The organism is Novisyntrophococcus fermenticellae, from assembly GCF_018866245.1.
Lineage (GTDB): Bacteria > Bacillota > Clostridia > Lachnospirales > Lachnospiraceae > Novisyntrophococcus > Novisyntrophococcus fermenticellae.
In genome coordinates this window covers 2,525,758-2,537,910 of the sequence record NZ_CP076458.1, presented here as the reverse complement: position 1 = coordinate 2,537,910, position 12,153 = coordinate 2,525,758, and the positions used below count along the sequence as shown (strand labels likewise).

At 45.5% G+C, this 12,153-nt stretch carries 13 protein-coding genes; all 13 read left to right on the top strand.

Going from position 1 to position 12,153, the window contains the following annotated elements:
* Position 1: 1 nt before the first annotated feature.
* The 13 genes from KNL20_RS11620 to recN all read left to right on the top strand — a co-directional run bounded on the left by KNL20_RS11620 (position 2) and on the right by recN (position 12,101).
* Positions 2-574, top strand: a complete 573-nt coding sequence (locus KNL20_RS11620; RefSeq protein ID WP_230397908.1) for a stage III sporulation protein AG — start codon at positions 2-4, stop codon at positions 572-574.
* Between the two features lie 15 nt (positions 575-589).
* Positions 590-1,240, top strand: coding sequence for a SpoIIIAH-like family protein (locus KNL20_RS11615; protein ID WP_230397907.1), 651 nt, complete (start codon positions 590-592; stop codon positions 1,238-1,240).
* A 126-nt stretch (positions 1,241-1,366) separates the two neighbouring features.
* Positions 1,367-2,959 (top strand): peptide chain release factor 3, encoded by a 1,593-nt coding sequence (locus KNL20_RS11610; protein WP_230397906.1) that lies wholly within the window; start codon positions 1,367-1,369, stop codon positions 2,957-2,959.
* A 151-nt stretch (positions 2,960-3,110) separates the two neighbouring features.
* Positions 3,111-3,503: an Asp23/Gls24 family envelope stress response protein gene (locus KNL20_RS11605; RefSeq protein ID WP_230397905.1), complete on the top strand. Its 393-nt coding sequence runs from the start codon at positions 3,111-3,113 to the stop codon at positions 3,501-3,503.
* Positions 3,504-3,616: 113 nt separating this feature from the next.
* Positions 3,617-4,042 carry a transcription antitermination factor NusB gene (gene nusB / locus KNL20_RS11600; protein ID WP_230397904.1) on the top strand — a complete coding sequence of 142 codons (426 nt, stop codon included), beginning with the start codon at positions 3,617-3,619 and terminating at the stop codon, positions 4,040-4,042.
* Positions 4,039-5,262, top strand: a complete 1,224-nt coding sequence (gene xseA, locus KNL20_RS11595; RefSeq protein WP_230397903.1) for an exodeoxyribonuclease VII large subunit — start codon at positions 4,039-4,041, stop codon at positions 5,260-5,262. The genes nusB and xseA overlap by 4 nt, the downstream gene beginning before the upstream one ends.
* Before the next feature lie 11 nt (positions 5,263-5,273).
* On the top strand, positions 5,274-5,486 hold the full coding sequence (xseB, locus tag KNL20_RS11590; RefSeq protein WP_230397902.1) for an exodeoxyribonuclease VII small subunit: 213 nt from the start codon (positions 5,274-5,276) through the stop codon (positions 5,484-5,486).
* The gene (locus KNL20_RS11585; RefSeq protein WP_230397901.1) at positions 5,476-6,372 is read left to right on the top strand and encodes a polyprenyl synthetase family protein; all 897 of its coding nucleotides are present in this window, start codon (positions 5,476-5,478) and stop codon (positions 6,370-6,372) included. Before xseB ends, KNL20_RS11585 begins: the two co-directional genes overlap by 11 nt.
* Before the next feature lie 21 nt (positions 6,373-6,393).
* Positions 6,394-8,247: a 1-deoxy-D-xylulose-5-phosphate synthase gene (gene dxs, locus KNL20_RS11580; RefSeq protein WP_230397900.1), complete on the top strand. Its 1,854-nt coding sequence runs from the start codon at positions 6,394-6,396 to the stop codon at positions 8,245-8,247.
* 4 nt (positions 8,248-8,251) lie between these two features.
* Entirely contained in the window at positions 8,252-9,055 is an 804-nt protein-coding gene (locus KNL20_RS11575; protein ID WP_230397899.1) for a TlyA family RNA methyltransferase, read from the top strand.
* A gap of 16 nt (positions 9,056-9,071) precedes the next feature.
* A complete protein-coding gene (locus KNL20_RS11570) occupies positions 9,072-9,914 on the top strand; it encodes an NAD(+)/NADH kinase (RefSeq protein ID WP_230400104.1) in 843 nt (280 codons plus the stop codon).
* 33 nt (positions 9,915-9,947) lie between these two features.
* Positions 9,948-10,403: an arginine repressor gene (gene argR, locus KNL20_RS11565; protein WP_230397898.1), complete on the top strand. Its 456-nt coding sequence runs from the start codon at positions 9,948-9,950 to the stop codon at positions 10,401-10,403.
* Between the two features lie 9 nt (positions 10,404-10,412).
* Positions 10,413-12,101 (top strand): DNA repair protein RecN, encoded by a 1,689-nt coding sequence (recN, locus tag KNL20_RS11560; protein ID WP_230397897.1) that lies wholly within the window; start codon positions 10,413-10,415, stop codon positions 12,099-12,101.
* Positions 12,102-12,153 lie beyond the last annotated feature (52 nt).

Here is a 12,153-nt window from a genome sequence, read left to right as displayed (position 1 = left end):
GATGAAAGAGAAATTGAAGGCTTACCTGAAAAGCATGAAGCGGGAGCAGATTGTGGTATACGTGTTGCTGTTAATCTTACTTGTGGTGATTGCTCTTCCCGTAAAGAAAAAAGAAGATACGGCTGGTCAGAAAGAAGAGGTGGAACAGCAGAAGCGGAAGAGTGGTGAGACCGGAAATTCCGAGGTGGAGGTGATGGAGCAGCAGCTGGAGAGTGCTCTTTCTAAGGTTGAAGGCGTTGGACAGGTACAGGTGGTGATCACATTGGAATCTACGAATAAAAAGGTTGTGGAGAAGGACCGCCCTTCTTCGGAAAGTACCCAGAACCAGACGGAAGGGAATCAAAAAAGTTCCAGTTCTTCTTCGGGAAGCACCGAAGAAAGTACCGTCTATGAAAAGGACAGCAACGGTGGTGAGACCCCCTATGTAATTTCTGAAGCTTATCCGGAAGTGCGCGGAGTGCTTGTCATTGCCCAGGGTGGTGACAATCCTGTTGTAATACAGCAGATTTCTGAAGGTATCATGGCATTATTTCGGGTAGACGCCCATAAAATTAAAGTAATGAAAATGAAATAAAAGGAGAATGCTATTTTGAAGAAAAAACTCTTTAAGAAAAATCAGATCATAATTACAGCATTGGCGGTTATGATTGCAGTAGCCGGGTATATTAACTATGCGGATAAAAATCTTAACTCCAAAGTAAAAAACACAACTGCGCAGACGGATGAAAAAACAGTGGACAATGACACCGTACTAAAAGATATCGAAAGCCTGGATACGGATATTACGGATGTAACCACAGATGCGGGTACGGCTGATGCGGCGGGAACAGAGGCGAATACGGATCAGAATGCTGCAGCAGATACCCCGGGTGAAGCAGTTCTGACCGGAGCCGGCACATATCTGGCACAGGCAAGACTTGACAGAGAACAGACACGCTCTCAGAATAAAGAGACACTGCTTTCTATCATCAACAATACGGATTTAACAGAAACAGAGCGGCAGAGTGCGATTCAGAGTATGGTGGAAATGACGGATACAGTAGAAAAGGAAGAGGCTGCAGAACTTTTACTGGAGGCAAAAGGATTTGAAGGCGCAGTTGTTAACATGACTGGTGAGACCGTAGATGTGGTGGTTCCCCAAAACGAGCTGGGCGATGACCAACGTGCACAGATTGAAGATATCGTTAAGCGGAAGACAGGCAGCCAGGCTGAAAATATTGTGATTACACCGATTGACTAGACCTCAGTCCATATGATAAAATACATAAGTTAGGGCATGTGCACCTGCACATGCTCTTTATATGAAAGTATGCAGGGAAAGCTGCCGGTGGCAGGTTTTCTGTTATTATGTTCAGGAGGCTTTTTTGTGGCTGATTATACAAAGGAAATTGAAAAACGCAGGACATTTGCCATTATCTCTCACCCGGATGCCGGTAAAACTACATTGACGGAAAAATTTCTGCTCTATGGCGGAGCCATTAACATGGCAGGTTCGGTAAAAGGAAAGGCAACTGCAAGACATGCAGTATCAGACTGGATGGAAATTGAAAAGGAGAGGGGTATCTCTGTAACTTCTTCGGTGCTTCAATTTAATTACGATGGATATTGCATCAATATATTGGATACACCGGGACACCAGGACTTTTCCGAGGACACGTACCGTACGCTGATGGCCGCTGATTCTGCGGTGATGGTAATTGATGCTTCAAAGGGGGTTGAGGCCCAGACCAGAAAGCTGTTCAAGGTATGTGTGATGAGACATATTCCGATTTTTACATTTATCAATAAGATGGACCGGGATGCCGGCGATACCTTCGAGCTGCTGGACGAGATTGAAAAGGAACTTGGAATTGCAACCTGTCCGGTCAACTGGCCCATTGGATCCGGAAAGAAATTCAGAGGGGTCTATGACAGAGATACAAAAAAGATATTGACCTTTTCAGATACCCAGAAGGGTACCAAAGAGGGCATGGAAGAGGAAATTGATGTGGAAGACCCACATCTTCTGGATGTGGCAGATCAGGAGCAGGTGGATACCTTGCTGGAAGAAATCGAATTACTGGATGGTGCAAGCGCGGAATTTGACCAGGAAAAGGTTAACAAGGGAGAGCTGTCCCCGGTGTTTTTTGGATCAGCGTTGACTAATTTTGGTGTGGAGACCTTTCTGGAGCATTTCCTTCAGATGACGATGCCGCCCCTTCCAAGAGTTGCTGCCGGCGAAGAGATAGATCCTGTAAAAGAAGACTTTTCGGCGTTCGTATTTAAAATACAGGCAAATATGAACAAGGCACATAGGGACAGAATCGCATTTATGAGAATCTGCTCCGGCAGATTTGAAGCAGGTATGGACGTATATCATGTGCAGGGAGAGAAGAAGATGCGCCTTTCCCAACCCCAGCAGATGATGGCGGATGATCGCCATATTGTGGAGGAAGCCTATGCGGGAGATATCATCGGAGTATTTGATCCGGGAATCTTTTCCATCGGGGATACGGTCTGCACTGTGGGAAAGAAGTTTTCCTACGAAGGGATTCCGACCTTTGCGCCGGAGCATTTTGCCAGGGTGACACAACTGGATTCCATGAAAAGAAAGCAGTTTGTAAAGGGAATTAATCAGATCGCTCAGGAAGGTGCAATTCAGATATTCCAGGAATCAAAGGGAGGTATGGAGGAAATTATTGTAGGCGTTGTGGGAGTCCTGCAGTTTGATGTTCTGAAATACAGACTTTTGAACGAATATAATGTGGAAATACGTCTGGAAACACTGCCGTATGAACACATTCGGTGGATAGCTAACAAGGACAGCGTGGATATTGATAAGATCATCGGAACATCTGATATGAAAAAAGTCATGGATTTAAAAGGAAATCCGCTGCTTCTGTTTGTTAATTCCTGGAGCGTTGGCATGACGCTGGATCGGAATGAGGGATTGGAATTAGCCGAATTCAGTAAAAATTAGTTATGTGACGGCAGAAACCATTTTTTGAAATGGTACCTGCCGTTTTTGCTGCAATAATACTTGGAGATATTTCTCCTTTTATTTTTAATGTATCTTTGGTATAATGATAAAAACGTCTTAACTAATAAAAAAGCCTGAAGGAGGTTTTTAGGTGAAAGAAAGTGTAAATTCAAAAAAGAACACGTATACCATATATGACGACAGCTCCATAGGAACGGTGCAGATTGCGGATGAGGTTGTGGCAATCATCGCCGGGCTCGCAGCTACAGAGGTGGATGGGACGGCATCTATGGCGGGGAATATAACCAATGAACTGGTCGGTAAACTGGGCATGAAGAATCTTTCCAAAGGGGTAAAGGTTGAAGTAATTGATGGAGTGGTCAGCGTGGATCTCACTTTGAATATCAAGTATGGTTACAGTATTCCGAAAACCGGTGCCCGGGTACAGGAAAAAGTAAAGGCTGCAATTGAGAACATGACCGGTCTTACGGTTGCTGATGTCAATGTCAGCATCGCTGATGTCGATATGCAGCATGCAGATTAGAGACGTGATTTCAAAGCCTGCATGGCTGGATATGAACGTTTTAAGGGGTTACAAGAGCTGCTGTTTTCAGAGCTTTCGGAAAACAGCAGCTTAAAGTTTTTGGAGGAACGGTGATGAAGAGAAGCGAATTGCGTGAGAGTATTTTTAAGCTCTTATTTATGGATAATTTTAATCGTGCAGAGGAGATGCCTGAACAGCTTACGCTGTATTTTGATACGCTGGACCGGGAACAGTCCGGATTAAGTGAGCAGGATCAGGCATATATGGAGCAAAAATACAGACATGTACATGAACATCTGGATTCCATTGATAAACTGCTGAACGATACGGCATCCGGCTGGAAGATCAGCAGGATGAGTAAGGTGGATTTGAATATCCTGCGTCTTGCGGTATATGAAATGGTCTACGATGACGAGATACCTGTCCGGGTGGCCATTAACGAAGCGGTGGAAATCGCAAAACGTTTTGGAGGAGATGATTCGGCCTCCTTTATCAATGGCATTCTGGGCAGCATTTCCAGGGAGCAAAGTGAAAAGTGAGCAGTATATTTTCTGTAGGACAGGTAAATACCTATATAAAACAAATGTTTCAGCAGGATTTTATGATGAACCGTATTTTTGTCCGCGGGGAAGTCAGCAACTGCAAGTACCATTCCTCGGGACATATTTATTTTTCCCTGAAGGATGACTCCGGGACGATTGCCTGCGTGATGTTTGCAGGAAACAGAAGAGGCCTTGCTTTCCGGATGAAGGATGGAGATAAAGTCGTGGCCGGCGGCAGTGTCAATGTCTATGAAAGGGACGGGCGTTACCAGCTTTATGCGAAAGATATCAAACTGGAAGGAGCGGGAATTCTGTACGAGCGTTTCCTTGCACTGAAGGCGGAGCTCGAAGAGATGGGAATGTTTGCCTCTGAATACAAACAGCCGATTCCAGCCTACGTAAAAAGGCTTGGTGTGGTGACCGCACCGACCGGGGCGGCGATTCAGGACATACGCAACATTTCCTATCGGAGAAATCCCTATATTCAGATTATCCTGTATCCGGCTTTGGTGCAGGGAGAGGGTGCAAAGGAAAGCATAGCGGCCGGCATCGAAGCACTGGACCGGATACATCCGGATGTTATTATTGTCGGAAGAGGTGGTGGATCCATCGAAGATTTGTGGGCTTTCAATGAAGAAGTGGTTGCAAGGGCGATATTTAACTGCAGCACTCCGGTGATTTCGGCAGTCGGACACGAGACAGATACGACGATTGCGGATTTCGCTGCTGACTTAAGGGCTCCCACCCCATCGGCAGCAGCCGAGCTGGCCGTATCGGATATCCGCAGTATTCTGAATCAGATGGATGACTATAAAAAGCATTTACAGTATTCGATGCAAAACCGCATTCTGTTAAGCCGGAGAAGGATGGAGAGTTATGAAACCAGGTGGCGGTACTTAAGTCCACAAAATCAGATTCTGGAGAAACGCCAGCGTCTTCTGGAGATGGACGATCGTCTGAGGCAGAGGATGGACCGGGTTTTGATGGATCGAAAATATAGACTGCAGATGTACATCCGTCAGATGAAAGGCCTGTCTCCACTGGACAAGTTAGACCGGGGATTTTCTTATGTGCAGGCCGAGTCAGGAACTGCCCTGACAAAAATCAGTCAGGCCCATATAGGGGATCAGGTGAAGATTCAGGTCAGTGACGGAGAGATAGGCGCCAGAGTAGAAAGCATTACACCACTGAACAGGGAAACCACGCCGGAGCAATAGAGGATGAGTATATGTCAGAAGAAAAGATATTAACGTTGGAGGAGTCTTTCGCTGAACTGGATAAGCTGGTGAAGAGCCTGGAAAATCCGGAGGTCAGCCTGGAGGAATCCTTTCAGATATATAAAAAGGGCATGGAGCTTTTAAAGGAATGCAATCATAAGATTGATACAGTTGAAAAGAAAATGCTCCAGATGAATAAAAATGGTGATCTAAGTGAATTTTAAAGAAGAATTAAAACAGAAGACAGAGATGGCTGAATCCGTAGTGATGAAATTTCTTCCGAAGGAAGAAGGCTTTGCCAGAGGATTAGCAGAGGCGGTGAATTACAGCATGAAGTCAGGCGGAAAGAGACTCCGTCCTCTTTTCATGTATGAAAGCTACAGAATGTGTGGGGGCTGTCATGAGGTGATAGAGCCGTTTATGGCGGCTATTGAGATGATACATACCCACTCTCTGATTCATGATGATCTGCCTGCCATCGATGGTGATCTTTACAGAAGAGGAAAGAAGACCACGCATGCGGTCTTTGGAGAGGCGATGGGTGTCTTAAGCGGTGATGCACTGCTGAACCTGGCCTATGAGACTGCAATCAGGGCACTTTTCTATCCCGGTGATATACAAAAGATTGCCGGAGCACTTAAAATTCTGGCGGACAAGACTGGTATTTTGGGGATGCTGGGCGGTCAGAGCGTGGATGTGACCAATGAAAAAGATGAAGTCTGGCAGATTAAAAAGGATATGCTGGACTATATTTATCTGAATAAAACAGCTGCACTGATTGAAGCTGCACTTATGGCAGGAGCTGTGCTGGCCGGGGCGTCTGAAAGAGAAGTTTCCTGTATGGAGGAGATTGGACGAAAAACGGGACTGGCATTCCAGATACAGGATGATATTCTGGATGTTACGAGTACTGTGGAGGTTCTGGGAAAACCAGTTCTCAGTGACGAAAAAAATCACAAGACGACCTATGTGACGTTGCTGGGGGTAGAAAGTGCCAGGCGGGAAGTGGAACGTCTGACTTTTGAAGCTATAAATCTTCTGGACACCTTACCTGGTGAAAAAGACTTCTTAAGAGAACTGATATCATACCTGGCCTTTCGGGAGATGTGAAGCGGATGAAAGGATAAAAAAATGCTGGAACAGTTAAAAAAACCGAATGATATAAAGCGGATACCGGAGCTTAAGCTCCCGGAACTCGCGGATGAAATCAGAAAATTTCTGGTGGAAAGTTTGAGTGAGACAGGCGGGCATCTGGCCTCAAATCTGGGGTCGGTCGAGCTTACCATAGCCTTGCACAAAGTCTTAAATCTGCCTAAGGATAAACTGATCTGGGACGTAGGGCATCAGGCATACACACATAAGATTTTGACGGGCAGAAAAGCCGGATTTGAGAAGCTGCGCCAGGAAGGCGGTGTGAGCGGCTTTCCGAGAAGAGAAGAGAGTGTCTGCGATTCTTTTGATACAGGTCACAGTTCTACGTCTATCTCGGCCGGGCTTGGACTTGTAAAGGCCCGTGATTTAAAGAAAGAGAACCATACAGTGGTTTCTGTAATAGGTGACGGTGCTCTGACCGGCGGTATGGCGTATGAGGCTATGAATAATGCGGCGGAGCTTAAGACGAACTATATCATTGTATTAAATGATAATAATATGTCCATCTCTCCCAACGTAGGAGGAATCTCAAGCTATTTGACGGAGATACGGACCGCTTCCGCCTATACAGACTTTAAGATGGGAGTCACCAGCGCTCTGGAAAAGATTCCGGGTGTGGGAAAAGGAATGATTGATGCACTCAGGAAGACGAAGAGCAGTATCAAACAATTTGTGATTCCCGGGATGCTTTTTGAAAACATGGGACTGACCTATGTGGGACCGGTGGATGGACATGATATAAAATCTATGGTTAAAGTTTTTCAGGAGGCCAGGCGCTTTGAAGGTCCAATCGTTGTTCATGTAATCACGGAAAAAGGGCGCGGCTATGAACCGGCTATGCGGCATCCATCCAGGTTCCACGGAACTTCTCCATTTGAAATTGAGAATGGAATTCCTAAAAAGCGTTCCAATCCCACATGGACGGATATTTTTTCAACGGTTATGCGGAAGATGGGCGACAGAGAACCTGGCGTAGTAGCCATTACTGCGGCGATGACAGAAGGCGTGGGCTTAAAAAGATTTGCAAATATGTTTCCGGATCGTTTTTATGATGTTGGGATTGCTGAAGAGCATGCGGTTACATTTGCAGCAGGACTGGCGGCCGGCGGGCTGATACCTGTAGTTGCCATCTACTCCACATTTCTGCAGAGAGCGTTTGACCAGCTGCTGCACGACGTCTGTATGCAGAATCTTCATGTAGTATTTGCCATCGACCGTGCAGGACTGGTCGGAGCTGATGGAAAGACGCACCAGGGCGCATTTGACCTGTCTTATCTGAATATGATGCCGAATATGACTGTGATGGCTCCGAAGAATAAGTGGGAGCTTTCGGACATGATGAAATTTGCAGTTCACTGTGAAGGACCGGTTGCAATCCGGTATCCCAGAGGAGAAGCTTATACAGGTCTGGAGGACCACAGGGAACCTGTGGAGTATCAAAAGGGAGAGGTAATCAGGCGCGGAGAACGGATTGCGATTCTGGCTGTGGGAAGTAAGGTGAAAACCGCTGTGGAAGTAGCGGAGCTGCTGGAGAAAGACGGTATACATCCAACTTTAACAAACATGCGCTTTATCAAACCATTTGACCGGGAACTGGTAAAAGAACTCGCAGCCACCCATGACTGTCTGTTTACCATAGAAGAAAATGTGAAAATCGGTGGTTTTGGGGAACAGGTGCTTCTCTATGTCCATGAAGAAAAGTTGGATGTGGACGTAAAAATCATAGCGATCTCCGATATATTTGTAGAACATGGAAGTGTTGATTATCAGGAGAAAATCACAGGGCTGGATGCGGACAGCATTGCCGCACTTATACGGAATTACGGAGAATAGACACATGAAGGAACGTTTGGATATACTGATGGTGAAGAGAGGCCTGGCAGCTTCCAGAGAGAAGGCGAAGGCAGTTATCATGTCCGGTAATGTACTTGTAGACGGACAGCGCGAGGACAAGGCCGGCACGATGTTTGCCGATGCGGTGGACATTGTTTTGAAAGGCAATCCGCTTCCCTTTGTAAGCCGTGGAGGTTTGAAACTGGAAAAAGCCATATCCCGGTTCGGGCTGCTTTTGACAGGCAGAATCTGCATGGATGTCGGGGCTTCCACCGGAGGCTTTACAGACTGTATGCTGCAAAACGGTGCAGCAAAGGTTTATTCTCTGGATGTGGGGCACGGGCAGCTGGATTGGAAACTCAGGAATGATCCGCGTGTAGTCTGCATGGAACGGACGAATATCCGCTATGTGGTGCCTGAAGATATTCAGGAGAACCCCTCTTTCGTTTCGATTGATGTTTCCTTCATATCACTGACCAAGGTTCTGGGGCCTGTATATGAGCTGTTGGAAGAGGAGGGAGAGCTTGTCTGTCTGATTAAACCGCAGTTTGAGGCCGGAAGAGAAAAGGTTGGAAAAAAGGGCGTTGTAAGGGATCCGGAGGTGCACGAAGAGGTCATTTATAAAGTGATGGAATATGCATCCTCCCTTGGGTTTCAGTTGATGCATCTTTCCTTTTCTCCGATTAAAGGCCCGGAAGGAAATATCGAGTATCTGCTCCATGCTGGCAAGACCGGAAAATCAGAGATGGAAAACAGTCTTCCTGTGCGGGAAGTTGTTGCAGAAGCCCATGGCAGATTAGATAAATAAAAAACAGGGTAGGATGATGAGACAATTTTATATCATAACAAATAAGATGAAAGACAAAGAACTGGCGGTTACCCATGAGATTTCCGGCTATCTGGAAAAGCATGGATGTATCTGCTATGTAAAGGAAGAGATGCCCCGGGGGGAGCATCAGATTCCTTCAAAGGCAGAGTGTGTTCTGGTACTGGGCGGAGATGGGACACTCCTAAGAGCAGCCAGGGAGGTGGTGGACCAGGAGATTCCGCTTTTGGGCGTTAACCTGGGAACCTTAGGGTATCTGGCAGAACTTGATCTTAAAACCATGTATCCTGCACTGGATTGCCTGATGGCCGACGAATTTAAGATTGAGCGGAGAATGATGTTGTCGGGAAGCGTTTACCATGAGAACAAAATTGTGGCATCCGACATTGCACTGAATGATATAGTAATCACCCGGGATGGAATTTTAAGAGCGGTGCGTTATAATAATTATGTAAATGATGACTTCCTGAATACGTATCAAGCAGATGGAATTATCATATCCACCCCAACAGGTTCCACCGGGTACAGCCTGTCTGTAGGAGGACCGATTATATCGCCGGCAGCTTCTCTTTTGCTGATGACCCCACTGGCTCCGCATACACTGAATACCAGAAGCATTATCTTCCCTGAAGGTGATAAGATTACGGTGGAATTTGGATCCGGACGTGATGGGAGAACAGAACATGGGGTGGCCGCTTTTGACGGCGATAACAGAGTGCCTATGGTCAGCGGAGACCGGATTGAAATCCGGAAATCCAGGAGAGATACCAGAATTATTAAAATCAGCGACAGCAGCTTTCTGGAAACACTCCGCAAGAAAATGGGAAATTGTTATAAATAGGCATGAGGAGAACAAAGGACGGAGGTGGATTTGATGAAAATTGCCAGGCATGCCCAGATATTAAAATTAATCAACCAATATGATATTGAAACACAGGAGGAATTAGCTGCAAGGCTGAATGAAAGCGGCTTCCGTGTGACGCAGGCTACCGTATCCAGAGATATCAGGCAGTTGAAGCTTACAAAGATTACAAAGGAAAATGGTCATTCAAAGTATGCGGTTCTTCAAGGTGGAGATCCGGAGTATGTGGAGCGTTATGTCAGAGTTTTGAGAGATGCAATGGTCTCCATGGATCTGGCTGAGAACCTCTTAGTGGTCAAAACCGTATCCGGGATGGCTATGGCAGCGGCAGCTGCTCTGGATGAACTGAACTGGAGCGAAATCGTTGGATGCATCGCAGGGGATGATACGGTTATGTGTGCAATCCGAAGCAGGGAAGAGGCACTTGTGGTCATGGATAAATTGAGAAAAACACTGCAGTGGGGATGATACAATATTATGTTAACAAACTTACATGTGAAAAATCTGGCCTTAATTGATGAAGTTGAGGTGGAATTCGGCCCCGGTCTCAATATTCTGACTGGAGAGACAGGGGCAGGCAAGTCGATTATCATTGGCTCAGTAAATCTTGCACTGGGCAGGAAGATGTCAAAGGAAATGATTCGTAAAGGGGCAGATTCTGCTCTGATAGAACTGGTCTTTCAGACCGGAAATCCCAAAGTTCTGGATAAGTTAAAAGAGATGGAGATTGAAGCGGCGGATGGACAGGTGATTATTACCAGGAAGCTGTCGGAGGGACGCAGTATCAGCAAGATTAACGGTGAGACCTGCACGGTGTCACAGGTTAAGAATCTGGCAGCGGATCTTTTAGATATTCATGGACAGCATGAACATCAGTCTTTGCTTTACCAGGACAGACAGCTGGAAATCCTGGATGCTTATGGAAGAGAAAAGACGGATCCCGCAAAGCATGCCGTGAATGAGGCCTATCAGGTCTATAAAAAGTTGAAAAAAGAATTATCGGAATACCAATTGGATGAAGAAGGAAGAGCCAGAGAGATTGCATTCCTGGAGTTTGAGATTCGGGAAATTGAAGAGGCTGCGTTGAAAACCGGAGAGGATGAAGAGCTGGAGCGGCAGTACCGAAGGATGTTCAATGCGGCAAAGATTGCCGACAGCCTGAATCAGGTACATAGGATGACCGGATACGAAGAGGGCAGTGGAGCAGGCGAACAGGTGGGGAGAGCCCTGAAAGAATTGTCGGGTGTATCCTCCTGTGATACAAGACTTGTGGAACTGGAGAATATATTAAAAGATATTGATGGTATTTTAAATGATTTTAACAGAGAAATATCTGATTACCAGGCTGAGCTTGTATTTTCTGAAGAAGAGCTATACCAGGTAGAAAAAAGACTGGATGAAATTAATCATTTAAAGTCAAAATATGGAAATTCAATAGAAGAGATATTTCCTTATAAGAAGAAGCAGTCGGAAAGACTGGAACAATTACTTAATTATGAATCCCGAAAATCCATCCTATCTGATAAACTTAAAAAAGCCGGTGAAACACTTCAGACTGTTTCACATACTTTGTCCGAAATTCGGAAATCCTATAGTGAGAATCTTCAACAGGAGATCACAGAAGGATTAAAAGATTTAAATTTTGAAGATATAAAGTTTAAAATCTTATTTTCAGAGCTGGATCATTATACGAAAGACGGGACCGACAGCATCGAATTTCAGATTTCCACGAATCCCGGTGAACAGTTAAAAGCACTTGCTAAAGTTGTTTCGGGAGGAGAACTTTCCCGTATCATGTTAGCGATAAAAACAATTCTTGCGGATAAGGATGAGACGGAAACCTTGATTTTTGATGAAATAGATACAGGTATCAGTGGCAGAACGGCTCAGAAGGTTTCTGAAAAAATGGCTGAGATTGGGAAAAATCATCAGGTTCTCTGCATTACGCATCTGCCCCAGATTGCAGCCATGGCAGACCTGCATTTTGAAATTTTAAAAACTGTGACAGGAATGGAAACAAAAACCATAATACGCAGGCTGTCGGAAGAAGAATCAATATCGGAACTTGCAAGGATTCTTGGCGGTGCAAGGATTACAAAAGCGGTGGAAGAGAATGCAAAAGAAATGAAAGAATTGGCGGGTATTCAAAAAACTTCCCGATTATAATAGTTGAATTATCACATACTAGGAAGGATACATGACAATCGCTTGTTGTGTA

Excerpts from the sequence above, each read along its gene's own strand:
- KNL20_RS11620 (WP_230397908.1), top strand. The coding sequence starts at position 2 with ATGAAAGAGAAATTGAAGGCTTACCTGAAAAGCATGAAGCGGGAGCAG.
- nusB (WP_230397904.1), top strand. The coding sequence starts at position 3,617 with ATGAAGAGAAGCGAATTGCGTGAGAGTATTTTTAAGCTCTTATTTATG.
- xseB (WP_230397902.1), top strand. The coding sequence starts at position 5,274 with ATGTCAGAAGAAAAGATATTAACGTTGGAGGAGTCTTTCGCTGAACTG.
- dxs (WP_230397900.1), top strand. The coding sequence starts at position 6,394 with ATGCTGGAACAGTTAAAAAAACCGAATGATATAAAGCGGATACCGGAG.
- KNL20_RS11575 (WP_230397899.1), top strand. The coding sequence starts at position 8,252 with ATGAAGGAACGTTTGGATATACTGATGGTGAAGAGAGGCCTGGCAGCT.
- KNL20_RS11570 (WP_230400104.1), top strand. The coding sequence starts at position 9,072 with ATGAGACAATTTTATATCATAACAAATAAGATGAAAGACAAAGAACTG.
- argR (WP_230397898.1), top strand. The coding sequence starts at position 9,948 with ATGAAAATTGCCAGGCATGCCCAGATATTAAAATTAATCAACCAATAT.
- recN (WP_230397897.1), top strand. The coding sequence starts at position 10,413 with ATGTTAACAAACTTACATGTGAAAAATCTGGCCTTAATTGATGAAGTT.